This window comes from Ancylobacter pratisalsi, from assembly GCF_010669125.1.
GTDB lineage: Bacteria > Pseudomonadota > Alphaproteobacteria > Rhizobiales > Xanthobacteraceae > Ancylobacter > Ancylobacter pratisalsi.
Window position 1 is genome coordinate 4182381 of the sequence record NZ_CP048630.1, and the last position, 25098, is coordinate 4207478.

Annotated in this window: 24 protein-coding genes and 1 tRNA gene; 23 read left to right on the top strand and 2 right to left on the bottom strand. The window is 64.6% G+C overall.

Translation table 11 applies throughout. The features are described 5' to 3' along the window. Nucleotides 1-7 precede the first annotated feature (7 nt). Together G3A50_RS19500 and G3A50_RS19505 are read right to left on the bottom strand one after the other, a co-directional pair. Nucleotides 8-1018 carry a KpsF/GutQ family sugar-phosphate isomerase gene (locus G3A50_RS19500; protein ID WP_163076786.1) on the bottom strand — a complete coding sequence of 337 codons (1011 nt, stop codon included), beginning with the start codon at nt 1016-1018 and terminating at the stop codon, nt 8-10. A gap of 136 nt (nt 1019-1154) precedes the next feature. After that, nucleotides 1155-2579: a mannose-1-phosphate guanylyltransferase/mannose-6-phosphate isomerase gene (locus G3A50_RS19505; protein WP_163076787.1), complete on the bottom strand. Its 1425-nt coding sequence runs from the start codon at nt 2577-2579 to the stop codon at nt 1155-1157. Between the two features lie 202 nt (nt 2580-2781). Between G3A50_RS19505 and G3A50_RS19510 the strand changes: the two genes are divergently transcribed. The 23 genes from G3A50_RS19510 to proS all read left to right on the top strand — a co-directional run bounded on the left by G3A50_RS19510 (nt 2782) and on the right by proS (nt 25093). After that, nucleotides 2782-3927, top strand: a complete 1146-nt coding sequence (locus G3A50_RS19510; protein ID WP_163076788.1) for an AI-2E family transporter — start codon at nt 2782-2784, stop codon at nt 3925-3927. 96 nt (nt 3928-4023) lie between these two features. Beyond that, nucleotides 4024-4100: transfer RNA gene (locus G3A50_RS19515), tRNA-Asp, on the top strand. 509 nt (nt 4101-4609) lie between these two features. Continuing rightward, the gene (locus tag G3A50_RS19520; RefSeq protein WP_163076789.1) at nt 4610-4975 is read left to right on the top strand and encodes an NADH-quinone oxidoreductase subunit A; all 366 of its coding nucleotides are present in this window, start codon (nt 4610-4612) and stop codon (nt 4973-4975) included. Further along, on the top strand, nt 4966-5544 hold the full coding sequence (locus G3A50_RS19525; protein WP_163076790.1) for a NuoB/complex I 20 kDa subunit family protein: 579 nt from the start codon (nt 4966-4968) through the stop codon (nt 5542-5544). Before G3A50_RS19520 ends, G3A50_RS19525 begins: the two co-directional genes overlap by 10 nt. Before the next feature lie 48 nt (nt 5545-5592). After that, nucleotides 5593-6207, top strand: coding sequence for an NADH-quinone oxidoreductase subunit C (locus tag G3A50_RS19530; protein ID WP_163076791.1), 615 nt, complete (start codon nt 5593-5595; stop codon nt 6205-6207). 15 nt (nt 6208-6222) lie between these two features. Continuing rightward, complete coding sequence (locus G3A50_RS19535) at nt 6223-7422, top strand: NADH-quinone oxidoreductase subunit D (protein WP_163076792.1); 1200 nt, start codon at nt 6223-6225, stop codon at nt 7420-7422. A 39-nt stretch (nt 7423-7461) separates the two neighbouring features. Further along, nucleotides 7462-8571, top strand: a complete 1110-nt coding sequence (gene nuoE / locus G3A50_RS19540; RefSeq protein WP_163076793.1) for an NADH-quinone oxidoreductase subunit NuoE — start codon at nt 7462-7464, stop codon at nt 8569-8571. A gap of 10 nt (nt 8572-8581) precedes the next feature. Next, nucleotides 8582-9889 carry an NADH-quinone oxidoreductase subunit NuoF gene (nuoF, locus tag G3A50_RS19545; protein ID WP_163076794.1) on the top strand — a complete coding sequence of 436 codons (1308 nt, stop codon included), beginning with the start codon at nt 8582-8584 and terminating at the stop codon, nt 9887-9889. Nucleotides 9890-9894: 5 nt separating this feature from the next. Then, nucleotides 9895-10200, top strand: a complete 306-nt coding sequence (locus G3A50_RS19550) for a pentapeptide repeat-containing protein (RefSeq protein WP_163076795.1) — start codon at nt 9895-9897, stop codon at nt 10198-10200. Further along, on the top strand, nt 10200-12278 hold the full coding sequence (gene nuoG / locus G3A50_RS19555) for an NADH-quinone oxidoreductase subunit NuoG (protein WP_163076796.1): 2079 nt from the start codon (nt 10200-10202) through the stop codon (nt 12276-12278). The genes G3A50_RS19550 and nuoG overlap by 1 nt, the downstream gene beginning before the upstream one ends. 10 nt (nt 12279-12288) lie before the next feature. Then, the gene (gene nuoH, locus G3A50_RS19560) at nt 12289-13323 is read left to right on the top strand and encodes an NADH-quinone oxidoreductase subunit NuoH (protein WP_163076797.1); all 1035 of its coding nucleotides are present in this window, start codon (nt 12289-12291) and stop codon (nt 13321-13323) included. Nucleotide 13324: 1 nt separating this feature from the next. Further along, nucleotides 13325-13588 (top strand): hypothetical protein, encoded by a 264-nt coding sequence (locus tag G3A50_RS19565; protein WP_163076798.1) that lies wholly within the window; start codon nt 13325-13327, stop codon nt 13586-13588. A 10-nt stretch (nt 13589-13598) separates the two neighbouring features. Next, the gene (gene nuoI, locus G3A50_RS19570) at nt 13599-14087 is read left to right on the top strand and encodes an NADH-quinone oxidoreductase subunit NuoI (RefSeq protein ID WP_013166662.1); all 489 of its coding nucleotides are present in this window, start codon (nt 13599-13601) and stop codon (nt 14085-14087) included. Between the two features lie 111 nt (nt 14088-14198). Then, entirely contained in the window at nt 14199-14804 is a 606-nt protein-coding gene (locus G3A50_RS19575) for an NADH-quinone oxidoreductase subunit J (protein ID WP_163076799.1), read from the top strand. Between the two features lie 2 nt (nt 14805-14806). Next, the gene (gene nuoK / locus G3A50_RS19580) at nt 14807-15115 is read left to right on the top strand and encodes an NADH-quinone oxidoreductase subunit NuoK (protein ID WP_163076800.1); all 309 of its coding nucleotides are present in this window, start codon (nt 14807-14809) and stop codon (nt 15113-15115) included. A 10-nt stretch (nt 15116-15125) separates the two neighbouring features. Beyond that, nucleotides 15126-17057 carry an NADH-quinone oxidoreductase subunit L gene (gene nuoL / locus G3A50_RS19585; RefSeq protein ID WP_163076801.1) on the top strand — a complete coding sequence of 644 codons (1932 nt, stop codon included), beginning with the start codon at nt 15126-15128 and terminating at the stop codon, nt 17055-17057. Beyond that, complete coding sequence (locus G3A50_RS19590; RefSeq protein WP_163076802.1) at nt 17057-18571, top strand: NADH-quinone oxidoreductase subunit M; 1515 nt, start codon at nt 17057-17059, stop codon at nt 18569-18571. Before nuoL ends, G3A50_RS19590 begins: the two co-directional genes overlap by 1 nt. A gap of 31 nt (nt 18572-18602) precedes the next feature. Further along, nucleotides 18603-20030, top strand: coding sequence for an NADH-quinone oxidoreductase subunit NuoN (nuoN, locus tag G3A50_RS19595; protein ID WP_163076803.1), 1428 nt, complete (start codon nt 18603-18605; stop codon nt 20028-20030). Then, the gene (locus G3A50_RS19600; protein ID WP_281355860.1) at nt 20027-20788 is read left to right on the top strand and encodes a biotin--[acetyl-CoA-carboxylase] ligase; all 762 of its coding nucleotides are present in this window, start codon (nt 20027-20029) and stop codon (nt 20786-20788) included. Before nuoN ends, G3A50_RS19600 begins: the two co-directional genes overlap by 4 nt. 13 nt (nt 20789-20801) lie before the next feature. Then, nucleotides 20802-22490, top strand: a complete 1689-nt coding sequence (locus G3A50_RS19605) for a ribonuclease J (protein ID WP_163076805.1) — start codon at nt 20802-20804, stop codon at nt 22488-22490. 109 nt (nt 22491-22599) lie between these two features. Continuing rightward, the gene (mce, locus tag G3A50_RS19610) at nt 22600-23004 is read left to right on the top strand and encodes a methylmalonyl-CoA epimerase (RefSeq protein ID WP_163076806.1); all 405 of its coding nucleotides are present in this window, start codon (nt 22600-22602) and stop codon (nt 23002-23004) included. Nucleotides 23005-23013: 9 nt separating this feature from the next. Beyond that, nucleotides 23014-23295, top strand: a complete 282-nt coding sequence (locus G3A50_RS19615; RefSeq protein ID WP_163076807.1) for a DUF1467 family protein — start codon at nt 23014-23016, stop codon at nt 23293-23295. Between the two features lie 475 nt (nt 23296-23770). Then, a complete protein-coding gene (proS, locus tag G3A50_RS19620) occupies nt 23771-25093 on the top strand; it encodes a proline--tRNA ligase (RefSeq protein ID WP_163076808.1) in 1323 nt (440 codons plus the stop codon). Nucleotides 25094-25098 lie beyond the last annotated feature (5 nt).

Consider the following 25098-nt stretch of genomic DNA (forward strand, 5'->3'; position numbering starts at 1 on the left):
GCGGGCGTCAGATGACGCCGGCGCGCAGCAGGTCATGAATGTGAAGAATGCCGACGGGCTGGCCGGCGCTGACCACGAAGAGCACCGTGATCTGCAGGCGGCTCATCTGGCCAAGCGCGGAGCTGGCGAGATCGGCGGGTGCGATGACGAGAGGCGAGTTCGTCATCACCTGTTCCACGAGCCGCGGCAGGAGGTCGACGCTCATGTGGCGCCGCAGGTCGCCGTCGGTGATGATGCCGACCAGCTGGCCCTGGGCGTCGACGACACCGCAGCAGCCGAACCGCTTGCCGGTGATCTCGATCAGCGCCTCGCTCATCGGCGTGCCAATGGCCACCAGCGGCACGCTGTCGGCCTCGTGCATGAGGTCGGCGACCTTGAGCAGACGCGCGCCAAGCTTGCCGCCGGGATGGAAGACACGAAAGTCAGAGGCGGAGAAACCGCGCCGCTCCAGCAGCGCCAGCGCCAGCGCGTCGCCCAGCGCCAGCTGCATCAGCGTGGAGGTGGTGGGGGCCAGCCCGTTCGGGCAGGCCTCCTCGACACGCGGGAGTGTGAGCACCACGTCGGCGGCGCGGCCGAGCGTGCTTTCGGCATTCGATGTCATGGCGAGAAGCGGCACCGCGAAGCGGCCGGCATAGTGCACGATGTCGCCGAGTTCGGCGGTCTCGCCGGACCAGGAGATGGCGAGAAGCACGTCATCGGGCGTGACCATGCCGAGATCACCATGGCTGGCCTCGGCGGCATGAAGGAACAGCGCGGGCGTGCCGGTTGAAGCAAGCGTGGCCGCGAGCTTCCGGCCGATGTGCCCGCTCTTGCCCATACCGGTCACGATGACGCGGCCCCGCGCCGCCTCGATCAGGCGTGTCGCGCGTTTGATCGCGCTGCCGAGCGGTCCGTCGACGGCCTCGCAGAGCGCCGCAAGCCCCCGCGCCTCGACGGCGAGGGTATGCCGTACGCTGTCGAGGATGGGATCTTCCTCGCGGACCGATTCGGCGGCGGGGATATTCTCCGACGGAGCCATGCCCACTGCGATACTCCCTTGGCTCGCGCAACGCGCGATCACCGCGCCCGAGGCCGGCGATAACAGACGCAGAGGGGCGTCAATAAGCGCCATCGACCTGCGATGCAATGCACGCGCCGGAGACAGGGCGTTTCGCTCAGCTCCGGTTGTAGACGTCCTCGAGGCGGACGATGTCGTCTTCGCCAAGATAGGAACCGGTCTGCACCTCGATCAGCTCCAGCGGGATCTTGCCGGGGTTGGCAAGGCGGTGGACGCCGCCAAGCGGCAGATAGGTCGATTCGTTCTCGCGAACCTCAAACACCTTTCCGTCGAGCGTGACCTCGGCAGTGCCCTTCACCACGATCCAGTGCTCGGCGCGATGATAGTGCTTCTGAAGCGAAAGCCGGCCGCCGGGCTCGACGACTATCTTCTTCACATGAAAGCGTTCGCCCCGGCAGACCGTCTGGTAAGTGCCCCAGGGTCTATGCGCCCTCAGGTGCTCGCTCGCGGCATTGTGGCCGTCCGCCTTCAGCTTCGCGACGAGGGCCTTCACATCCTGCGAGCGATGCGCGGGCATCACGAGGACGGCGTCGTCGGTGGCAACCACCGACACATCGTCGAGTCCCACGGCGGCAACAAGCGGTCCGTCGGTGTGCACGAAGGTATTGTGCGAATCGAGCAGGGTGACCGGGCCGAAGGTGACATTGCCTGACGCATCGCCTTCGGAAATATCGCGCAAGGCATCCCAGCTGCCGATATCGGACCAGCGGAAGCGGCCCTCGACCACGGCCGCGCGCGAGGTGCGCTCCATCACCGCATAGTCGATGGACTTGGCGGGCGAACTGGCGAAAGCCTTGGCATCGAGCCTGATGAAGCCGAGGTCTTCCACCGCGAGCTCGACGGAGGCGCGGACGGCGGCCACGATCTCGGGCTCGAAACGCTCGGCCTCTTCAATCAGCAGCCCGGCGGGGAACAGGAAGTTGCCCGAATTCCAGAGATAGCCCTCGGTCAGATAATGGGCGGCGGTGTTCTTGTCGGGCTTCTCGACGAAGGCGTCGACGACGCGGCTCCCGGGCTGTCCGGTTTCCTTGCCCGGCCGGATGTAGCCATAGGCGGTGCTCGGCTCGGTCGGGGTGATGCCGAAGGTCACGATCTTGCCGTCGCTCGCGGCAATGGCCGCGGTTCGGCAGGCATCAACAAAAAGCTGGTCGTCGAGAACGATGTGATCGGCGGCAAGCGCGAGAACCAGGCAGCTCTCTCCGGCGACACGCTGGGCAATCATCGCGGCCGCCAGCAGGGCAGGCCCCGAATCGCGGCGAACCGGCTCAAGCGCCACGGTGGCGTCGATTCCAATCTCGCTCGCCTGCCGGCGCGCAAAGAAGCGGAAATCTTCATGAGTCAGAACGATGGGCGGGGCGAAAAGTGTGCGATCCGACACGCGCTTCAAAGTATCCTGATACAGCGTATGGTCGCCGATCAAGGCTTGGAATTGCTTGGGAAGGCTGTCTCGCGAAACCGGCCAAAGCCTCGTTCCGCTGCCGCCAGCAAGGATGACGGGAACGACGGGCGTAGGGCTCAACATGGATTTCGTCTCTCCTTTGTTGCGGCGCAGAATGCCCGAAATGGAGGATTTGTCCATGCAGCCGCGCGTCCGACGCACGCGCGACCGCAAACCGCGATGCCCTCAATCCCGGTATTGCGAACCTCGCCGGAACCGACGGCCAAGGTGGGCGTTCTCCCTCCGGTCGCCAGCACATGCCGCGCGCCGGGAGAGGTATCCAAGCATGAAATTGGACGGGGCGGGCGAGGCAGTCGGGGACGTATCGCCTCCCGGTTCGTTCCAGGCCGCCGCCCGGGGGCGTCAGGGCACGCCGCCGCTTAACGAGCGCAATGAGCGGCTCTGGCTGCGGGTGACGCAGGTCGCGATCATCGCGGTAGCGGTCATACTCATCGCCGCCGCGCTTGTGGTGGCGCGCGCCGTGCTCGTGCCGATCGTCGCGGCCATCATCATGGGCAGCGTGATAGGCCCGGCGATCGAGGCCATGTCGCGACGGGGACTGCCGAGCTGGCTCGGCTCGATCCTGATCGTCGCCCTGATGGTGGCTGCCGTGTATGGCGCGGCGGTCGCGCTCACCACGCCCTTGGGTGACTGGATCTCGCGGGCTCCCGAAATCAGCGCGATTCTTGAGGAACGCTTTGCCGCGTTCAAACCGGCGCTTCACAGCCTGTTCTCGTTCGTCGAATCGATCGAATCCATGGGGCGGGTGGCCGCGCCTCCCATGGAGGTGGCCATTGCCGATTCCCGGATGCTCGAAAGCGTGCTGGGGCTGATCACGCCGGCAATAGGGGAGTTCATCCTCTTCGTCGGGTCGCTGCTGTTCTTTCTGGCGGGACGCATCCAGATCAAGCGGCGCGTGGTCCAGGCGATGACCCCGCGCGCCACGCGCCTGACGGCGCTGCGGGTGTTTCGCGAGATCGAGGAGCGTCTCGGCGCCTATCTGGTGACAGCGACACTGATCAATTTCGGTCTCGGCGTCGCTACAGCCATCATGGCCTATGCCCTCGGGCTTCCCAACGCACTGATGTGGGGCGCGATTGCCGGTGTGCTGAATTACATCCCCTATCTGGGACCAGCGGCGATGACGGCTCTGCTGGCGGTAGCCGGCATCGTCACTTTCCCCAGCCTTTTTCAAGGGTTGCTTCCGGCGGCGGCATTTCTGGCGCTCACCGGTATCGAGGGCCAGTTTCTGACGCCGATGATCGTCGGCCGCCGGGTGGCGCTCAATCCCTTTGCCGTGTTCCTTTCCATGGCGTTGTGGACGTGGCTCTGGGGGCCTGTTGGAACCTTCCTGTCGGTGCCGCTGCTGATCGCCGCCATGGCCCTTATGGACGGCATCCTGACCAAGCGCCGCCCACATCTTCCGGGATGAAGCTGTGGGCTTACTGATGGACGCGCTTGACACCTGTCAGGGGCGGCCTTAAGACCCGCCGCACTCGACGACGAGGTCACCGCTGACCAGTCGTTCGGGGGTGTAGCTCAGTTGGTTAGAGCGCCGGCCTGTCACGCCGGAGGTCGCGGGTTCGAGCCCCGTCACTCCCGCCAGTCCCTGATCGGGACATCTGACAAATATCCTTCCCATTCATCACGGCCCGAACAGTTGCGCTGAGCGCGTACTGGAGCGTTGGCATTGTCCTCGGCCGGCTGCATGTGGGCCTGACCGGCGCGGCCGCTCGATTTCAGGGCAGGGGGCTGCTTCTGCTAGGACCGCGCGTGGCGCGGCTATGCGCGAATGCGAGCGGAAGCCGTCTCGGCTTACCTAAGATCCTGCCCATGGGGCAGCCGACGCGGGCTGTTTGCCGCGATCTGCGTCGGCGGTGCAAAATGCCGGTCGCCGTCATAATCGCGACGTGACACAATGACATGCCGCAATGCGGTGGGGACCTGACAGGGCTCGATCGCAAGCTGTGAATTCTGTATACCACACGGCGGTGAAGGCCCACGGATGCCCTTGCCTCGCCTAGGGCGGTGCGATAAGCCTGCCTCGTGCTTTGAATAATTCGCGACTAGCGGCGATGCCGTCTGGCGCACCTCACCGGGGAGGAGGAAGGTCGATGAGCAGCCTGCTCCAGGACTATCTGCCCGTCGCTATTTTCATTGGCGTTTCGGCTGTCATTGGTCTCGCGCTTCTCGTCGCGCCGTTTCTGGTTGCGTACAGCAACCCCGATCCGGAAAAGATGTCGGCTTACGAATGCGGCTTCAATGCGTTCGACGACGCGCGCATGAAGTTCGACATCCGGTTCTATCTGGTCTCGATCCTCTTCATCATCTTCGATCTGGAGGTCGCATTCCTGTTCCCCTGGGCCATCACCTTCGGGGAGCTGGGAAATTTCGGCTTCTGGTCGATGATCATCTTCCTCGGCGTGCTGACCGTCGGCTTCGTCTATGAATGGAAGAAGGGAGCGCTGGAATGGGATTGAGCGCGAACAGTCCGGTCGTTGCTCCGGCAGCCAAGGGCATCATCGATCCGTCGACCGGCCGTCCCGTCGGGGCCAATGATCCCTTCTTCGTCGAGGTCAATGCCGAGCTGGCCGACAAGGGCTTTCTCGTCACTGCGACGGATGACCTGATCAACTGGGCCCGTACCGGCTCGCTGATGTGGATGACGTTCGGTCTGGCCTGCTGCGCCGTCGAGATGATGCAGACCTCGATGCCGCGCTACGATGTGGAGCGCTTCGGCTTCGCGCCCCGCGCCAGTCCGCGCCAGTCCGACGTGATGATCGTCGCCGGCACGCTGACCAACAAGATGGCTCCCGCGCTCCGCAAGGTCTACGACCAGATGCCGGAGCCGCGCTATGTCATCTCCATGGGCTCCTGCGCCAATGGCGGCGGCTATTACCACTATTCCTATTCGGTGGTTCGTGGCTGCGATCGCATCGTGCCGGTCGACATCTACATTCCGGGCTGCCCGCCGACCGCGGAAGCCCTGCTGTACGGCGTGCTTCTGCTGCAGAGGAAGATCCGCCGGACCGGCACCATCGAACGCTGATCCTCGTCGTCACGGAAGCCTGACGCGGAAAGACAACGCGAGAACGACATGGACGAGACGCTGAAAGAGCTTGGCGCACATGTGAAGGAAGCGCTGCAGGAGGCGGTCGCGGAGGTGAGCGTCGCCTTTGGCGAGCTGACCGTCGTCGCGTCGGCCGGTGACATCATCAAGGTGCTCACATTCCTGCGCGATGACCCTTCCTGCCGCTTTGTCAGCTTTATCGACATCTGTGGCGTCGATTGGCCCAGCCGCGAGAAGCGTTTCGACGTCGTCTACCATCTGCTGTCGCCGACCCATAACGCCCGCATCCGGGTGAAGATCGAGACCGACGAGACGACGCCCGTGCCTTCCGCGACTTCCGTTTTTGCCGGCGCCTTCTGGTTCGAGCGGGAAGCCTACGACATGTACGGGATCCTGTTTTCCGGCAATCCGGAGCTGCGCCGCTTGCTGACCGATTACGGCTTCGACGGCTATCCGCTGCGCAAGGACTTCCCGACAACGGGCTTCGTCGAGGTTCGCTACGATGACGAGCGCAAGCGCGTCGTCTACGAGCCGGTGAAGCTTGCCCAGGAGTTCCGCAACTTCGACTTCCTGTCGCCGTGGGAGGGGCCCGAATACGTGCTCCCCGGCGATGAGAAGGCCAGCGCCCCGAAGGCGGGCTGAGGTGAGGTCAGATAAATGAACGCACCCGCCAAGGTCGATCCGAGCGTCCGCAATTTCCAGATTAACTTCGGCCCGCAACATCCTGCCGCGCATGGTGTTTTGCGTCTCGTGCTGGAGCTGGACGGCGAGATCGTGGAGCGCGTCGATCCGCATATCGGGCTGTTGCATCGCGGCACCGAGAAGCTGATCGAGGCCAAGACCTATACCCAGGCCGTGCCCTATTTCGACCGGCTCGACTATGTCGCGCCGATGAATCAGGAGCATGCCTTCTGCCTCGCCATCGAGCGCCTTCTCGGCGTCGAGGTGCCCAAGCGCGGCCAGCTGATCCGCGTTCTGTATTCAGAGATCGGCCGCATCCTCTCCCACATGCTGAACGTGACCACGCAGGCGCTTGACGTCGGCGCGCTCACGCCGCCGCTCTGGGGCTTCGAGGAGCGCGAGAAGCTCATGGTGTTCTATGAGCGGGCGTCCGGTTCGCGCATGCATGCGGCCTATTTCCGGCCCGGCGGCGTGCATCAGGACCTGCCGCGCGCGTTGGTCGAGGACATTCTGGCCTGGACCCACACCTTCCCGGCCTTCATGGACGACCTCGACGGACTGCTGACCGACAACCGCATCTTCAAGCAGCGGAACGTCGACATCGGCATCGTGAGCCTTGAGGACGCGTTCGCGTGGGGCTTCTCCGGCGTCATGGTCCGTGGTTCGGGCGCGGCGTGGGACCTGCGCAAGTCGCAGCCCTACGAGTGCTATGACGAGCTGGAATTCGACATTCCGATCGGCAAGAACTGCGATAATTACGACCGCTACTGCATCCGCATGGAGGAGATGCGGCAGTCGGCCGACATCATGCGCCAGTGCTGCGAGCGCCTGCTGAAGGAGGCCGGTCCGGTCTCGATGGTCGACAACAAGATCGTCGCGCCCAAGCGCGGCGAGATGAAGCGCTCGATGGAAGCGCTCATCCATCACTTCAAGCACTACACTGAAGGCTTCCACGTTCCGGCTGGCGAGGTCTATGCCGCCGTGGAGGCACCCAAGGGTGAGTTTGGCGTCTATCTCGTCGCCGACGGCACCAACAAGCCCTATCGCTGCAAGATTCGCGCGCCTGGTTTCGCGCATCTTCAGGCAATGGATTTCCTGTGCCGCGGCTACATGCTTGCGGACGTCTCGGCGATCCTCGGATCGCTGGACATTGTGTTCGGAGAAGTGGACCGCTGAGCCCCACGGGGTAGGGCGGTCCGATCGGAAGGGTACGGCATGTCTGTCCGTAGGCTTGCGCCAAAAGAGGTTCAACCCGAGAGCTTCGTGTTCACGGATGAGAACCTTGCATGGGCCGAGAAGACCATCGCGAAATATCCGGCGGGCCGGCAGGCCAGCGCGGTTATTCCGCTGCTCATGCGTGCGCAGGAGCAGGCGGGAGGGTGGGTCTCCGAGCCGGCGATGCGCTATGTCGGCGAGATGCTCGGCATGGCGCCGATCCGTGTCTACGAGGTCGCGACCTTCTACACGCAGTTCCAGCTCCAGCCGGTCGGCAAGAAGGCCCATGTTCAGGTGTGCGGCACCACGCCGTGCATGCTGAGGGGCGCCGAGGACCTGATGAAGGTCTGCAAGAAGCGCATCAACGCCGAGCCGTTCCATCTCTCCGCGGATGGCGACTTCTCCTGGGAAGAAGTCGAGTGCGCGGGAACCTGCACCAACGCGCCGATGATCCAGGTCTTCAAGGACGTCTATGAAGATCTGACGCCGGAGGATCTGGAGAAGATCCTCGACGCCTTCGAGCGTGGCGAGAAGCCCACGCCCGGGCCGCAGAACGGGCGCCGTACATCCGAGCCCGTCACGGGCCTGCGCGTGCTCACCTCGCCGGAACTCTATGACGGTTCGATGGTCGGCACCGGCGCGGGTCTGGCCCTCGCCCGCGAGGCCATCGCCGCAAAGGCCAATGGCGATACGCCGCCTGCCGCCCCGCCTCCGGCCGCGGCCGCCGCCGCTCCTCCGGCTCCGCCCAAGAGCGATCCGGCTCCCGCCGTCGCCCCGGCGGCCAAGGCTGTGGAAGCGGCCGCCGTGGCCGATGCCGAGAAAGTGCCGGACACGTTTCGTCCGAAGGGGCTGACGGCCGCCAATGACGGCAAGGCCGACGATCTGACGCTGATCTGGGGCGTCGGCGAGAAGCTCGCGGCCGTCTTGCACGGTCTGGGCGTCTATCATTTCTCGCAGATCGCGGCCTGGAACGAAGACAACCTCAAATGGGTCGATCAGAACCTCGAAGGGTTCCCCGGTCGGGCCTCGCGCGACAAGTGGATCGAACAGGCGGCCAAGCTGGCGACGGGTTGGCGGCCTTCCGGTCCCGACGGCGACAAGCCGAACTGAGGAGCGAACCATGCTTGCCGACAAGGATCGCATCTTCACCAACATCTACGGTTTCCAGGACTGGGGACTGCAGGGCGCGCTGAAGCGTGGCTCGTGGGATGGCACCAAGACCATCCTCGATGCCGGCCGCGACTGGATCATCGAGCACATGAAGGCCTCGGGCCTGCGCGGGCGCGGTGGCGCCGGCTTCCCGACCGGCCTGAAATGGTCGTTCATGCCCAAGCAGTCGGACGGGCGTCCACATTATCTCGTCGTCAACGCGGACGAATCCGAGCCGGGCACCTGCAAGGACCGCGAGATCCTGCGCCACGACCCGCACCATCTGGTGGAGGGGTGCCTCGTCGCCGGTTTCGCGATGGGCGCGCACGCGGCCTATATCTATGTACGCGGCGAATTCATCGTCGAGCGCGAGAACCTTCAGGCGGCGATCGACCAGGCCTATGAGGCCCGCCTCATCGGCAAGAACAACATTCATGGCTGGGACTTCGACATCTATGTCCACCATGGTGCCGGCGCCTACATCTGCGGCGAGGAAACGGCACTGCTGGAGAGCCTGGAGGGCAAGAAGGGCCAGCCGCGCCTGAAGCCTCCGTTCCCCGCCAATGTCGGCCTTTACGGCTGCCCGACGACGGTCAACAACGTCGAATCGATCGCGGTTGCGCCCACCATCCTGCGGCGTGGCGCGGCCTGGTTCTCGGCGATCGGCCGTCCGAACAATGTCGGGACGAAGCTCTATGGCATCTCCGGCCATGTGAACACGCCCTGCATCGTCGAAGAGGCGATGGGCATTCCGTTCAAGGAACTGATCGAGAAGCATGGCGGCGGCGTGCGCGGCGGCTGGGACAACCTGCTGGCGATCATCCCGGGCGGCGCCTCGTGCCCGATCATTCCGGCCGACCAGTGCGATGACCTGATCATGGACTTCGACGGCTGCCGCGCCGTGAAGTCCAGTCTCGGCACCGCCGGCGTGCTGGTGATGGACAAGTCCACCGACGTCATCAAGGCGATCGCCCGCATCTCGTACTTCTTCCGCCACGAGAGCTGCGGCCAGTGCACGCCGTGCCGCGAGGGCACGGGCTGGATGTGGCGGGTGATGGACCGCATGGTGCAGGGCCGCGCGCAGAAGCGCGAGATCGATCTCCTGCTCCAGGTGACGACGCAGGTCGAGGGTCACACCATCTGCGCGCTGGGCGATGCGGCGGCGTGGCCGATCCAGGGGCTGATCCGGCATTTCCGTCCGGAGATCGAGAAGCGGATCGATCAGTATGCGGCGAATCCGCATTCCGACCCCGTTCCCGTTCCGGTCGCGGCGGAGTGATACCCATGGAACTTCGCAAGACCGTCGAGGTGATTGACGCCAACGATGCCAATCTTTCCGGGTCGGCATTCGTCAACGTCAATCTTGCCGGATCCCGTTTCGACGACGTCAACATGTCCGGCTGGTCGGTGAACAACGTCAATTTCACCGGCCTCTCGCTGGAGTGCGCGAACATGTCGGGCGCGCGCATTTCGCGTGCCGATCTGGTGGGCGTGTCGATCGCCGAATGCCGGATCGACGGTATGCGGATCGATGGAATTCTCGTGACCGATATGCTGGCGGCGTATCGCGCAGAGCATGAGGCGAAGTGATGGCTAAGATCATCGTCGACGACATCGAGCTTGATGTTCCTGCCGAGTTCACGCTGCTTCAGGCGTGCGAGGCTGCGGGCGCGGAGATTCCGCGATTCTGCTTCCACGAGCGGCTGTCGATCGCCGGCAATTGCCGGATGTGCCTTGTCGAGGTGAAGGGCGGGCCGCCCAAGCCGACGGCGAGCTGCGCGATGAACGTGCGCGACCTTCGTCCCGGCCCGAATGGCGAGCCGCCCGTGGTGCTGACCAAGAGCCCCATGGTGAAGAAGGCGCGCGAGGGGGTGATGGAGTTTCTGCTCATCAACCACCCGCTGGACTGCCCGATCTGCGATCAGGGCGGCGAGTGCGACCTCCAGGACCAGGCCATGGCCTATGGCGTCGACACCTCGCGCTACGCGGAGAACAAGCGCGCGGTCGAGGACAAGTATATCGGTCCGCTGATCAAGACCTCCATGACCCGGTGCATCCAGTGCACCCGCTGCGTGCGCTTCACCACCGAGGTGGCGGGCGTCGCCGAGCTCGGCGCCATCGGGCGCGGCGAGGACATGGAGATCACCACCTATCTCGAGGCGGCCATGTCGTCTGAGCTGCAAGGCAATGTCGCCGACCTTTGCCCGGTCGGCGCGCTGACCCAGCGCCCCTACGAGTTTCATGCCCGTCCGTGGGAACTGGTGAAGACCGAATCCATCGATGTGATGGACGCGGTTGGCTCCAATATCCGCGTCGACACCCGTGGCCGTGAGGTCATGCGCGTCCTGCCGCGTCTCAATGAAGACGTGAACGAGGAGTGGATTTCCGACAAGACCCGCTACATCTGGGACGGCCTGAAGACCCAGCGCCTCGACCGCCCCTATGTGCGCGTCAACGGCAAGCTGAAGCAGGCGAGCTGGCCCGAGGCGTTTGCCGCGATTGCCGCGAAGATGAAGGGCGTGCCCGCCAACCGCGTCGGCGCGCTTGTGGGCGATCTCGCCTCGGTCGAGGAAGTGTTCGCGCTCAAGCAGCTCCTCGCCGCGCTCGGATCGACGAATATCGACTGCCGGCAGGACGGGACCAAGATCGACCCGGCGCTCGGCCGCGGCTCCTATCTGTTCAACCCGACCATTGCCGGGATCGAGCAGGCGGACGCGCTGTTGATCATCGGCGCCAACCCGCGCCTTGAGGCGAGCGTGCTCAATGCCCGCATCCGCAAGCGCTGGCTGGCCGGCAATTTCCCGATCGGGCTGGTCGGCGAGCATGTCGATCTGACGTATCCCTACGAATATCTCGGCGCCGGGCCGGACACGCTGACCGATCTCGTCGGCGACGGGACCTTTGCCACCACGCTGAAGGGCGCTGAGCGCCCGCTGGTGCTGATCGGGCAGGGCGCGCTGTCGCGGCCGGACGGCGCGGCGGTGCTGGCGCTTGCCGCGCGGCTCGCCGTCTCTGTCGGGGCGGTGAAGGATGGCTGGAACGGCTTCGGCGTGCTGCACACCGCAGCTTCGCGCGTCGGCGCGCTCGATGTCGGCGCCGTGCCGGGCGAGGGTGGCCTCGACGCCGTGGCAATGACAAATCCGGGTGGTGCGGACGTGCTGTTCGCGCTTGGCGCGGACGAGATCGACATCGCACCGGGCGCCTTCGTGGTCTATCTCGGCACCCATGGCGATCGCGGGGCACACCGCGCCGACGTGATCCTGCCGGGCGCGGCCTACACCGAGAAGTCGGGCACCTATGTGAACACCGAAGGCCGGGCCCAGCTCGCCAACCGTGCGGCGTTCCCGCCCGGTGAGGCGCGTGAGGACTGGGCGGTGCTCCGGGCACTGTCCGACGTGATCGGCGCCCGCCTGCCATTCGACAGCCTGTCCGCGCTGCGGGCCGCGCTCTACGCGTCCTATCCCCATCTTGCGCGTCTCGACCATGTGGTGCCTGCCGATCCGGCGGCAGTGGTCGCGCTGGCGGGGATGGGTGGCACGACCGATCGGGCGCCGTTCCGCGCCGCCATTACCGAATTCTATCTCACCAACCCGATCGCCCGCGCTTCGGCGGTGATGGCCGAGTGTTCCGCGCTCGCCCATGGCCGTCTCGCGGCGGCGGCTGAGTGAGGGGGAGAGCATGACCGATACCAGCTGGCTCGACACTCTCATCCAGGTCGTCATCATCCTCGCACAGAGCCTTGCGCTGCTGGTCGGGCTGCTGATCGTCGTGGCCTATGTGCTGCTTGCCGATCGCAAGATCTGGGCGGCGGTGCAGTTGCGGCGCGGGCCGAACGTGGTGGGCCCCTTCGGTCTGTTCCAGTCCTTCGCCGACCTGATCAAGTTCGTGCTCAAGGAGCCGGTTATTCCGGACGGGTCGAACAAGGGCGTGTTCCTGCTCGCGCCCTTCGTCACCTGCCTCCTGGCGCTGGCGGCCTGGGCCGTGGTGCCGCTGGACGCGGGATGGGTGGTCGCCGATATCAATGTCGGCGTGCTCTACATCTTCGCGATCTCCTCGCTCGGCGTTTACGGCGTCATCATGGGCGGCTGGGCGTCGAACTCGAAGTACCCCTTCCTCTCCGCGCTGCGCGCGGCGGCGCAGATGGTGTCCTACGAGGTCTCGATCGGCTTCGTGATCGTGACCGTGCTGATGTGCGCGGGATCGCTGAACCTGTCGGCGATCGTGGAGGCGCAGAACACGCCTTACGGCATCCTCGGCTGGTACTGGCTGCCGCTGTTCCCGATGTTCGTGATCTTCTTCATCTCGGCGCTGGCCGAGACGAACCGCCCGCCTTTCGATCTCGGTGAGGCGGAATCCGAACTCGTCGCCGGCTTCATGGTGGAATACGGCTCCACCCCGTACATGATGTTCATGCTCGGCGAGTATGTGGCGATCATGACCATGTGCGCGCTGACCGCGATCCTGTTCATGGGTGGCTGGCTGCCGCCGCTGCCGTTCGCGCCCTTCACCTGGGTGCCGGGTATCATCTGGTTCCTGCTGAAGGTGCTGCTGGTCTTCTTCATGTTTGCCATGGTGAAGGCGATGGTTCCTCGCTATCGCTACGATCAGCTTATGCGTCTGGGCTGGAAGGTGTTCCTGCCGATCTCGCTGTTCATGGTCGTGCTGGTGGCGAGCGTGCTGCATTTCACCGGTCTGGCGCCCGGGGGAGGCTGAGATGAGCGACGGTGCGCTGACGATCCTGATGGAAGCGTCTGCCGTGGCCTGGTTCGGGGCACTGGTCGGTGCGCTGTTCGGGGCCGTCGAATGGTTCCTTCTGCCGCGGGTGGTTGAGATCTCGATCCGCGGTTCGCGAGAGGCCCGGAGGCTGAGCCGAGATCAGCTCGAGGGTGTGATTTCCTGGTGGAAGACGGTGATCCGGGTGTTCGCCGTCTCTATGCCGCTGGTGGGCTTCGGCCTCGCCGCGGCCATGGCCGAATGAGGAGAGCGACATGAGATTGGACCTGGCCGCACGCCAGCTGCTGCTCACCGAGTTTGTCTCGGCGTTCTTCCTGGCTATGCGCTATTTCTTCAAGCCCAAGGCGACGCTGAACTATCCGTTCGAGAAGGGGCCGGTCTCGCCGCGCTTTCGCGGGGAGCACGCCCTGCGGCGCTACCCGAACGGCGAGGAGCGCTGCATCGCGTGCAAGCTGTGCGAGGCGATCTGCCCGGCGCAGGCCATCACCATCGAGGCCGGCCCGCGCCGCAACGACGGTACCCGCCGCACAACGCGTTACGACATCGACATGGTGAAGTGCATCTACTGCGGCTTCTGTCAGGAAGCCTGCCCGGTCGATGCCATCGTCGAGGGGCCGAACTTCGAGTTCGCCACCGAGACGCGCGAGGAACTCTACTACGACAAGGCCAAGCTGCTCGCCAATGGCGACCGCTGGGAGCGTGAAATCGCGCGGAACATGGCGCTCGACGCGCCTTACCGCTGAGCGACGCAAGGGATTTAGCGACGTGAAGATCGTGACGAGAGATGCCGTAAAGGCGAGCACTGCCGGCGGACGCGCTGTCCGCGCGGCGGGACGGACCAGAGGGAGCCGGGCATGAGCCTCGCCGCGTTGTTCTTTTATGTCTTCGCCGGCGTGGCGGTCGCGTCGGCGTTCATGGTCATCGCGTCGCGGAACCCCGTGCACTCGGTGCTGTTCCTGATCCTGACCTTCGTGAATGCGGCGGGCCTGTTCATCCTGATCGGGGCCGAATTCCTCGCGATGATGCTTGTCGTGGTCTATGTCGGCGCGGTCGCGGTGCTGTTCCTGTTCGTGGTCATGATGCTCGACGTCGACTTCGTCGAGCTGCGCCAGGGCTTCCTGCAGTATCTGCCGGTCGGGGCGCTTGTCGGCCTCGTCTTCCTCGCCGAGCTGGTGCTGGTGTTCGGGTCCTGGACGTTTGGCGAAGGGGTCACCGGCGCGGTCTTGCCGGCGGCGTCCGACGTGTCGAACACGGTGCAGATCGGCCGGGTGCTCTACACCGACTACGTGTACTTCTTCCAGACGGCCGGTCTGGTGCTGCTGGTGGCTATGATCGGGGCGATCGTGCTGACGCTTCGTCACAGGACGAATGTGAAGCGCCAGAGCATCCCTGTGCAGAACGCGCGCACCAAGGCGACGGCGATCGATATCGTCAAGGTGCCTTCGGGCAAGGGGCTGTGACCATGGTGATTGGACTTCCCCACTATCTGACGGTCGCGGCGATCCTGTTTACGATCGGCACGCTCGGCATCTTCCTGAACCGGAAGAACGTCATCGTCATCCTGATGTCGGTCGAGCTGATCCTGCTGGCGGTGAACATCAACTTCGTCGCCTTCTCGGCCTTTCTGGGAAATATCACCGGACAGATCTTCGCGCTGTTCGTGCTGACCGTGGCTGCCGCCGAGGCGGCCATCGGCCTCGCCATCCTCGTGGTGTTCTACCGCAATCGCGGTTCGATCGCCGTCGAGGACATCAACACGATGAAGGGGTGAGGGGCCTTTCATGTATCAGGTCATTGTCTTCCTCCCCCTGTTGGGATTTCTGATCGCCGGTCTGTTCGGGCGGATGATCGGGGCGCGCGCCTCCGAGCTCGTGACCACGACGCTGCTGTGCATCTCGGCGTTCTTCGCCTGGATCGTGTTCTTCCGCACCACCTTCGGGGGCGTGGATGGCACGGTCGAGCTCTTCACATGGATGAAGACCGGCGGGCTTGATATCACCTGGGCGATCCGCGTCGACACGCTGACCGCGGTGATGCTGATCCTCGTCACCACCGTGTCCTCGCTCGTGCACCTCTATTCGATGGGGTACATGCACGAGGACCCGAGCCGGCCGCGCTTCTTCGCCTATCTCTCGCTGTTCACCTTCGCCATGCTGACGCTGGTGACGAGCGACAATCTGGTTCAGATGTTCTTCGGCTGGGAAGGCGTGGGTCTCGCTTCCTACCTGCTCATCGGCTTCTGGTACGACAAGCCGGCGGCGTGCGCGGCGGCGATGAAGGCCTTCATCGTCAACCGTGTCGGTGACTTCGGCTTCGCGCTGGGCATTTTCGCCATCTACATGATGACGGGCTCCGTTGCCTTCGAGCAGATCTTCGCCACCGCGCCCTCGCTGATGGACAAGAGCATCCTGTTCCTTGGCCATGAATGGCACGCGCCTACCGTCATCTGCCTGCTGCTGTTTGTCGGTGCCATGGGCAAGTCGGCACAGCTCGGCCTGCACACCTGGCTGCCGGACGCTATGGAAGGCCCGACCCCGGTGTCGGCGCTCATCCATGCCGCGACCATGGTGACGGCGGGCGTGTTCATGGTCGCGCGGATGTCGCCGCTGTTCGAGCTGTCGCAGACCGCACTCAATGTGGTTCTGTTCATCGGCGCCTCGACGGCGTTCTTCGCCGCGACGATCGGCTGCGTGCAGAACGATATCAAGCGCGTGATCGCCTACTCCACCTGCTCGCAGCTCGGCTACATGTTCACGGCGCTGGGCACGGGGGCCTATTCGGTCGGCGTGTTCCACCTGCTGACGCATGGCTTCTTCAAGGCGCTGCTGTTCCTGGCGGCCGGCTCCGTGATCACGGCGATGCACCATGAGCAGGACATGCGCCACATGGGCGGCCTGTGGCGGAAGATCCCCTTCACCTACGGCACCATGATGATTGGTGGCCTCGCGCTGACGGGGTTCCCCTTCACCGCCGGCTACTATTCGAAGGACGCGATCATCGAGACCGCCTTCGTCAGCCAGAGCCCGTTCGCGACCTATGCCTGGGTGATGACGGTCGGCGCGGCGGCACTGACCGCCTTCTACACCTGGCGTCAGATGTTCATGACCTTCCACGGCGAGACGAGGGCGGATCATCACACCTTCGATCACGCGCATGAATCGCCGCTGACGATGCTGATCCCGCTGGGAGTGCTCTCCTTCGGAGCCCTCTTCGCCGGCATGATCCTCTACCCCTATTTCGTGGGGCATGACGTTCACAGCTTCTTCCGCGACGCGATCTTCATGGGCGAGGAGAACAAGATCCTCGAGGAGATGCACCACATCCCGTTCTGGGCCAAATGGGCGCCGACGGCGATGATGGTGCTGGGCTTCCTGACCGCCTACTGGATGTACATCTCCAACCCGGCGGTTCCGAAGGCTCTCGCGAAGCAGAACGACGTGCTGTACCGCTTCCTGCTCAACAAGTGGTACTTCGACGAGATCTACGACTTCCTGTTCGTGCGGACCACCAAGTGGGTCGGCAACTTCCTGTGGAAGCAGGGCGACATCCGGGTGATCGACGGCTACGGCCCGAACGGCGTGTCGGCGCGTGTGGTTGACGTGACCAACCGCGTGGTCCGGCTGCAGACCGGCTATCTCTACCACTATGCGTTCGTGATGCTCGTGGGCGTCGCGGCCCTCATTACCTGGTTCATGTTCGGGGGCGCGCACTGATGTACGACTGGCCCATTCTCTCCGTCGTAACCTTCCTTCCCCTGGTCGGCGCCCTTCTCATCGTGCTGATGATCCGTGGCGATGACGAGGTTGCCAAGCGCAACGCCCGTTGGGTGGCGCTGTGGGCAACGCTGGTGACGTTCGTCATCTCGCTGCTGCTGCTCACCGGCTTCGACGCCTCGGGAACCGAATTCCAGTTCGTCGAGATGCGGAGCTGGATCGGCGACGTGGCCGCCTATCGCATGGGCGTGGACGGCATCTCGCTGCCCTTCGTTCTGCTCACCACGCTGCTGATGCCGATGTGCATCCTGGCAAGCTGGGAGTCGGTGCAGCTGCGCGTCAAGGAGTACATGATCTGCTTCCTGGTGCTCGAGACGCTGATGATCGGTACCTTCGCGTCGCTGGACCTGCTGCAGTTCTACATCTTCTTCGAAGGTGGCCTGATCCCGATGTTCCTGATCATCGGCATCTGGGGCGGCAAGCGGCGTATCTATGCGACGTTCAAGTTCTTCCTCTACACGCTGGCCGGCTCGGTGCTCATGATGCTCGCCATCATGGCGATGTACTGGCAGGCCGGCACCACCGACATCACCTCGCTGCTGCACTTCAACTTCCCGTCCGGCATGCAGAAGTGGTTGTGGCTGGCGTTCTTTGCCTCCTTCGCGGTGAAGATGCCGATGTGGCCGGTGCACACTTGGCTCCCCGACGCGCATGTCGAGGCACCAACGGCCGGTTCCGTGATCCTGGCGGGTATCATGCTGAAGATGGGCGGCTATGGCCTGCTGCGCTTCAGCCTGCCGATGTTCCCGGAAGCCTCGGCCTATTTCGCGCCGTTCGTTTTCACGCTCTCGGTGATCGCGATCGTCTATACCTCGCTCGTCGCCCTGATGCAGGAAGACATCAAGAAGCTGATCGCCTACTCCTCCGTCGCCCATATGGGCTATGTGACGATGGGCATCTTCACCCTGACCCAGGAAGGTATCCAGGGCGCGGTGTTCCAGATGGTCAGCCACGGCTTCGTCTCGGGCGCGCTCTTCCTGTGCGTCGGTGTGGTTTATGACCGCATGCACACGCGTGAGATCGCGGCCTATGGCGGGCTGGTGCATCGCATGCCGATCTACGCCACGGTGTTCATGGTGTTCACCATGGCCAATGTGGGCCTGCCCGGCACGTCCGGCTTCATCGGTGAGTTCCTGACGCTGCTCTCGGCCTTTGGCCGGAACACGTGGGTTGCGTTTTTCGCCACCACCGGCGTCATCCTCTCGGCCGCCTACGCGCTGTGGCTCTACCGCCGCGTGATCTTCGGGCCGCTGGAGAAGGAAAGCCTGAAGAGCATCATGGATATCAATCACCGCGAGATGCTCTCTCTGGTGCCCCTGCTGTTCTTCACCATCCTGTTCGGCATCTGGCCGCAGCCGATCCTCGACGCCTGCGATGTCGCCGTGAGCGCCATTGTGGCGCGCGCCGACCTCGCTGTCGGCGCCGTCAAGGCTGCAAGTCTGGTGCTGCCGTGACCCGAACCGAGACCCCCGCGGAGCCCCGTTCATGATGTTTTCCCTGTCTGCGCTCGGCCCCGCGTTGCCTGAATTGCTGCTGGCCGTGTCCGCCGTTGCGCTCATTCTGTTCGGCGCCTTCGTCGGCCCGAAATCGACCGATACCGTCAACGGCCTCGCTCTCGCCGCCATCTTCGCGGCGCTGGTGCTGGTGATCCTCGGTCCCTCGGACGCGACGCTGTTCGGCGGCAGCTTCCAGCTGGACGCCTATGCCCGCTTCCTCAAGGTGCTGGCGCTGCTGGGCGCCGGCGCCACCCTCGCCATGTCGGTCGACTGGCTGAAGGCCGAGAAGCAGAGCCGCTTCGAGTTCGCGATCCTGGTCCTCCTGTCGACGCTCGGCATGATGATCCTGATCTCGGCCGGCGACCTGCTGGCGCTCTATATGGGCCTCGAACTGATGAGCCTGGCGCTTTACGTGATCGCGGCCAACAACCGCGATTCCGTGCGCTCCACGGAAGCCGGCCTGAAGTATTTCGTCCTCGGCGCGCTGTCCTCGGGCATGCTGCTCTACGGCGCGTCGCTGCTTTATGGTTTCACCGGCACGATCAACTTCCTGCAGATCGCCGAGATCGCGCGCGAGCCCTCGCTCGGCCTGATCTTCGGTATCGTATTCGTCTTCGCGGGCCTGTGCTTCAAGGTGTCCGCCGTGCCGTTCCACATGTGGACACCGGACGTCTATGAAGGCGCGCCGACGCCGGTCACCGCCTTTTTCGCCGCCGCGCCGAAGATCGCGGCCATGGCCGTCTTCGTGCGGGTCGCCGTCGAAGCGCTGCCCCACGTCGTGCATCAGTGGCAGCAGATCATCGTTTTTGTGTCTATCGCGTCGATGGCGCTGGGTGCATTCGGGGCGATCGGCCAGCGCAACATCAAGCGCCTCATGGCCTATTCCTCGATCGGCCACATGGGCTTCGCCCTGGTGGGTCTGGCGGCCGGCACCGAGCAGGGCGTGCGCGGCGTGCTGATCTACATGACCATCTATATGGCGATGACGCTCGGCACCTTCGCCTGCATCCTGTCGATGCGCCGCAAGGAAGGCATGGTCGAGAACTATGACGATCTCGCGGGCCTGGCGCGCACCAGCCCGGTGAAGGCGTTCATGCTGGCGACGCTCATGTTCTCGCTGGCCGGTATCCCGCCGCTGGCGGGCTTCCTGGCGAAGTACTACGTGTTCCTCGCCGCCATCGAGGCCGGCCTCTACACGCTGGCGGTGATTGGCGTGCTGGCGAGTGTGGTGGGCGCGTTCTACTATCTGCGCATCGTCAAGGTGATGTACTTCGACGAGCCGGCGGAGGCCTTCGAGCCGATGCCGACGGAGCTGCGCGCGGTGCTGGGCATTTCCGGCCTGTTCACGCTGCTGTTCTTCGTCTACCCGGCGCCGCTGCTTGCGGCGGCCAGCGCGGCGGCGAGGGCGCTCTTCTGAGCACGGCGCGCACGCGGGGCGCGACGCCGGTCGTACGTTATCCCTCCGTCGGCTCGACCAATGCCGAGGCGATGGCGCAGGCGAGGGGACCCGCCCCGCGCTGGTTCGTTGCCGAGCGGCAGACCGGCGGACGGGGGCGGCGGGGGCGACCGTGGACGTCCGAGCCGGGCAATCTTTACGCGTCGCTCCTGCTTGTCGATGCCGGCCCGGCGGCGCGCCTGCCGGAGCTCTGTTTCGTCGCCGCGCTTGGTCTCTACGATGCGGTGCGCGCGGTGACAGGTATCGATCCGCTGCGCATTGGCCTCAAATGGCCGAATGACGTATTGATTGACGGCGCCAAGCTGGCGGGGATCCTGCTGGAGGGGACCGTGCTGCCGGACGGGCGTTCGGCAACGGTGATCGGCTTTGGCGTGAATTGCGCCCATCATCCCCTCGACACACCCTATCCGACGACGGATCTCAGTGCGGCCGGTTACCCGACCCGGCCCTCGGAACTGCTGGACGCGCTCGATGTGGCGCTGCGGGACAGGCTGGACGAGTGGGCGCAGGGCGCGGGCTTTGCGCAGACGCGCGAGGCGTGGGTGCGCCGGGCGCCGGGCCTTGGCCACGAGGTAAGGGTGCGCTTCGGTGAGCGAGAGGCGTATGGAGTGTTCGAGGCACTGGACTTTTCCGGTGCTATGATTCTGCGCCGCGCGGATGGTGCGCGTGAAACGATAAGCGCCGGCGACGTATTTCCGTCGCCAGGTGCGCAGGCTTGAAAGGCAAGTGTAAGTGAGCAAGTCGCCGGATGAGTTGGTATTCGCCGCACTGGGAGGTGTCGGCGAAATCGGCATGAATCTCGGGGTTTATGGCTTCGGGCCCAAGCACCGGCGCAAATGGCTCGCGGTCGATCTCGGCATTTCGTTTGCCGCGCCGGATGTCCCGGGCATCGACATCATCATGCCGGACGTGACGTTCCTGGAACAGGAGCGCGAGCGCGGCAATCTGGTCGGGCTGGTGCTGACTCATGGCCATGAGGACCATGTGGGCGCCCTGGTGGACCTTTGGCCGAAGCTGGGTTGCCCGGTCTATACGACGCCGTTCACCCATGCGCTCGCCGAGGCGCGCCGTCTCAACGAGCCGGGCGCGCCCAAGATTCCGTTCCACGTCGTGCCCTCGGGCGGCCGCGCCAAGATCGGGCCTTTCGAGGTCGAGTTCGTGCCGGTGGCCCATTCCATTCCCGACAGCCACGCGCTGGCGCTGCGGACGGAGCTCGGGCTGTTCGTCCACACCGGCGACTGGAAGATCGACCCCACCCCCGTGGTCGGCAATGTGACCGATCCGGAGCGCTTCACGGCGCTTGGCAATGAGGGCGTTCGCGCGGTCATCTGCGATTCGACCAACGCCATTCGCGAGGGCGTGTCGCCGTCGGAAACCGATGTTCAGGGCGTGCTGGCCGAGCTGATCTCGAAGGCTCCCAACCGCGTCGCCGTCACGACCTTCGCCTCCAATGTCGCGCGCGTCCGCTCCATCGCGGAAGCGGCGATCCGGTGTGGGCGCGAGGTGGTTCTTGTCGGCCGCGCCATGGAGCGGGTGGTTTCCGTGGCGCGCGAGCAGGGCCTGCTGAATGGCCTTCCCGCGTTTCGCCCGGTGGATGCCTATGGCTTCCTGCCGCGCGACAAGGTGGTGGCGATTCTGACCGGCAGCCAGGGCGAGCCGCGCGCGGCGCTGGCGCGCATCGCCGATGACGACCATCCCGACATCGCGCTGTCGCCGGGCGATCAGGTGATCTTCTCCTCGCGCACCATTCCCGGCAATGAGCGGGCCGTGAATCGCATCATCAACGCGCTTGTGCTTCAGGGTGTGAAGGTGCTGACCGACCGCGACGCGCTCGTGCATGTGTCCGGCCATCCCCGCCGGGGCGAGCTCGAACAGATGTATCGGTGGTTGCGTCCGCAGATATCCGTGCCCGTTCACGGCGAGCCGCTCCATCTGTCCGAGCACGCGGATCTGGCGCGGGCCATGGGCGTGCCGGAGATTGTCCGCCTCGTGGACGGCGACATGGTGCGCCTCGCCAGTGCGGACACATCGCTGGCCGCCGAAGTGATCGACGAGGTGCCGGTCGGTCGTCTCTACAAGGACGGCCATGTGCTGGTGTCCTCCGCGGATTCCTCCGTTGCCGAACGCCGGCGCCTGTCCTTCGCCGGCCTCGTCTCGGTCGCGCTGGCGATGACGGCGAAGGGGGAGGTGGTCGGTGATCCGATGATCGATCTCTCCGGCATTCCCGAGCGCGGGTCGGGTGGCAAGATGCTCGATGAGGTGATCGAGGACGCGGTGCTGGACTGCATCGACGGCCTGCCCAAGGCGCGCCGGCGGGACCCGGACGCCGTCGCCGAGTCGCTGACCCGTGCCGTGCGTGGCTCGCTGAACGGGGTGTGGGGCAAGAAGCCGCTCTGCCATGTGCTCGTAATCACGGTATGAGGAGACAGGTCCGGGGCGCGCGCGGCGAAAGTTGAATGCCTTTCGCCGTGAGGGCGTGCTCCAACAGTGCCGTCCGCGTGGGCGGCCGGTGTGCGGGGAGCGCTGTCAGATGATTGGTCGTCTCAACCATGTCGCCATCGCGGTGCCCGACCTTGCCGCGGCGATCGCCACCTATCGCGATACGCTTGGCGCGCGGGTGTCGGACATCGTGCCCCAGCCCGACCACGGTGTGAACACGGTGTTTGTCGAGCTGCCCAACACCAAGATCGAGCTGCTCGGCGCGCTGGGCGCGGGGTCTCCGATCGTGAAGTTCCTGGAGCGCAATCCCGAGGGCGGCATCCACCATCTCTGCTACGAGGTGGAGGATATACTGGTGGCGCGGGACAGGCTGCTGGCGGCCGGCGCCCGCGTGCTGGGCTCGGGCGAGCCGCGCCTCGGGGCTCATGGAAAGCCGGTTCTCTTCCTGCACCCCAAGGACTTTCTTGGAACGCTGGTCGAGCTGGAACAAGCCTGAGGACGTGCCATGGGCCTGACCACCTATATCGCGATCTACTTCATCGTCTGGTGGGTGGTGATCTTCGCCATTCTTCCCTTCGGCGTGCGTTCGCAGCACGAGGACGGGAAAGTGGAGGACGGGACCGAGCCCGGCGCGCCGCAGCGTCCGCTGATGCTTCGCAAGGTGTTGATCACTTCGGTCATCGCCGCGGTACTCGTCGCGCTGCTCGCATGGACCATCGAGTCAGGCAAGGTGACGCTGGACATGTTCCCGATGCCGTTCGACGCCAAGCTTTATGATCTGAAATAATCGAACCCGCACGCGTGGCAGGTTGAATGCATCGCGCGAGATTAGATCGCGCGAAGGCATGGGCTTGAATCGTACAAAGGACGATATGAGCAAAAAAAGAGGCGGGACCAAAGGTCCCGCCTTCTCTTGATCTAGCCGCCCGCACCCGATTCCGTGTCGTTTCGACATCCGCCGGGGGGCTTTCTTGACCGTCATTCCTCCCGAGACCTGGACCGGCATCGCGCATATAGCGGCGAGTGACGGACCTCTTTCTAGAGGCCGGCAACATAGATCAAACGAACCACTCTTGTCATCCTTGCGTCGCAATAGATCTGTTGTGCGTCGCAATAGGGCGATGCTGTGGCCTCGTTGTGCAGGTCTTGTGATCCAACGTCGGCGCTGTCGCGTCGCAAGGGCTTGTCTTTTCGCGACCGATCCGGTTTCACTCGCCCATCCTGCCGCGCGCCCGTCGCTGGTCGAATCGTGAGTCTTCTCTATGCGCCTGTCCCGCTATTTCCTTCCGATCCTCCGTGAAGTCCCGAAGGAAGCGGAAATCGTCTCGCATCGTCTGATGCTGCGCGCCGGCATGATCCGTCAGGAAAGCGCGGGCATCTATGCCTGGCTGCCGCTCGGCAAGCGGGTCCTCGACAAGATCTGCAATGTGATCCGCGAGGAGCAGAATCGCTCCGGCGCGATCGAGATCATGATGCCGACCATCCAGTCGGCCGATCTGTGGCGCGAGAGCGGGCGCTACGAGGACTATGGCAAGGAGATGCTCCGCATCAAGGATCGGCACGAGCGCGAGATGCTCTACGGGCCGACCAATGAGGAGATGCTCACGGAAATCGTGCGCGCCTATGTGAGGTCCTACAAGGACCTGCCGCTGAACCTCTACCATATCCAGTGGAAGTTCCGGGACGAGGTGCGCCCGCGCTTTGGCGTCATGCGGTCGCGCGAATTCCTCATGAAGGACGCCTATTCGATCGACCTCGACTTCGAGAGCGCGGTCGTCGCCTATAACCGCATGTTCGTCGCCTATCTGCGCACCTTCGAGCGGCTGGGGCTGAAGGCGATTCCCATGGTCGCCGACACCGGCCCGATCGGTGGCAACCACAGCCACGAGTTCATCATCCTGGCCTCCACCGGCGAGAGCCAGGTCTTCTGCCACTCGGGCTACCTGGAAATGGACACGCCCGACGTTGGCGTGAACTTCGATGACCCCGAGGAACTGCAATCCATCGTGAACCGCTGGACGAGCCATTATGCGGCCACGGAAGAAAAGCACGATGAAGAGGCTTTCGCGGCGATTCCCGAGGATCAGCGCCTCTCCGCCCGTGGCATCGAGGTTGGTCACATCTTCTATTTCGGCACCAAGTATTCCGAGCCCATGGGCGCCAGGATCGCGGGTCCCGATGGCGTGGAGCGGCCCGTGCACATGGGCTCCTACGGCATCGGCCCCTCGCGTCTGGTGGCGGCCATCATCGAAGCCTCGCATGACGAGAACGGCATCATCTGGCCGGAGGCGATCGCGCCTTTCCAGGTTGGCGTGCTGAATCTCAAAGTGGGCGACGCGGCCACCGACGCGGCCTGCGAATCCCTTTATGCAGAGCTGACGGCCCGCGGCGTCGACGTGCTGTACGACGACACCGAAGAGCGCCCGGGCTCCAAATTCGCGACGGCGGACCTCATCGGCCTGCCGTGGCAGATCATCGTCGGGCCGAAGGGGCTTGCCGCCGGTACTGTCGAGCTGAAGCGCCGGGCCGATGGCTCGCGCGAGACGCTGTCGGTCGACGCGGTACTGGCCCGGATCGCCGGCTGATCACG

Bases quoted from the DNA above. Each gene is read 5' to 3' on its own strand.
- G3A50_RS19510 (WP_163076788.1), top strand. From the start codon at position 2,782: ATGAAATTGGACGGGGCGGGCGAGGCAGTCGGGGACGTATCGCCTCCC.
- G3A50_RS19590 (WP_163076802.1), top strand. From the start codon at position 17,057: ATGTACGACTGGCCCATTCTCTCCGTCGTAACCTTCCTTCCCCTGGTC.
- G3A50_RS19520 (WP_163076789.1), top strand. From the start codon at position 4,610: ATGAGCAGCCTGCTCCAGGACTATCTGCCCGTCGCTATTTTCATTGGC.
- nuoF (WP_163076794.1), top strand. From the start codon at position 8,582: ATGCTTGCCGACAAGGATCGCATCTTCACCAACATCTACGGTTTCCAG.
- G3A50_RS19500 (WP_163076786.1), bottom strand. From the start codon at position 1,018: ATGGCTCCGTCGGAGAATATCCCCGCCGCCGAATCGGTCCGCGAGGAA.
- nuoG (WP_163076796.1), top strand. From the start codon at position 10,200: ATGGCTAAGATCATCGTCGACGACATCGAGCTTGATGTTCCTGCCGAG.
- nuoL (WP_163076801.1), top strand. From the start codon at position 15,126: ATGTATCAGGTCATTGTCTTCCTCCCCCTGTTGGGATTTCTGATCGCC.
- nuoI (WP_013166662.1), top strand. From the start codon at position 13,599: ATGAGATTGGACCTGGCCGCACGCCAGCTGCTGCTCACCGAGTTTGTC.
- G3A50_RS19505 (WP_163076787.1), bottom strand. From the start codon at position 2,579: ATGTTGAGCCCTACGCCCGTCGTTCCCGTCATCCTTGCTGGCGGCAGC.
- nuoH (WP_163076797.1), top strand. From the start codon at position 12,289: ATGACCGATACCAGCTGGCTCGACACTCTCATCCAGGTCGTCATCATC.
- G3A50_RS19535 (WP_163076792.1), top strand. From the start codon at position 6,223: ATGAACGCACCCGCCAAGGTCGATCCGAGCGTCCGCAATTTCCAGATT.
- mce (WP_163076806.1), top strand. From the start codon at position 22,600: ATGATTGGTCGTCTCAACCATGTCGCCATCGCGGTGCCCGACCTTGCC.
- proS (WP_163076808.1), top strand. From the start codon at position 23,771: ATGCGCCTGTCCCGCTATTTCCTTCCGATCCTCCGTGAAGTCCCGAAG.
- G3A50_RS19530 (WP_163076791.1), top strand. From the start codon at position 5,593: ATGGACGAGACGCTGAAAGAGCTTGGCGCACATGTGAAGGAAGCGCTG.
- G3A50_RS19575 (WP_163076799.1), top strand. From the start codon at position 14,199: ATGAGCCTCGCCGCGTTGTTCTTTTATGTCTTCGCCGGCGTGGCGGTC.
- G3A50_RS19615 (WP_163076807.1), top strand. From the start codon at position 23,014: ATGGGCCTGACCACCTATATCGCGATCTACTTCATCGTCTGGTGGGTG.
- nuoN (WP_163076803.1), top strand. From the start codon at position 18,603: ATGATGTTTTCCCTGTCTGCGCTCGGCCCCGCGTTGCCTGAATTGCTG.
- G3A50_RS19525 (WP_163076790.1), top strand. From the start codon at position 4,966: ATGGGATTGAGCGCGAACAGTCCGGTCGTTGCTCCGGCAGCCAAGGGC.
- nuoE (WP_163076793.1), top strand. From the start codon at position 7,462: ATGTCTGTCCGTAGGCTTGCGCCAAAAGAGGTTCAACCCGAGAGCTTC.
- G3A50_RS19565 (WP_163076798.1), top strand. From the start codon at position 13,325: ATGAGCGACGGTGCGCTGACGATCCTGATGGAAGCGTCTGCCGTGGCC.
- G3A50_RS19550 (WP_163076795.1), top strand. From the start codon at position 9,895: ATGGAACTTCGCAAGACCGTCGAGGTGATTGACGCCAACGATGCCAAT.
- nuoK (WP_163076800.1), top strand. From the start codon at position 14,807: ATGGTGATTGGACTTCCCCACTATCTGACGGTCGCGGCGATCCTGTTT.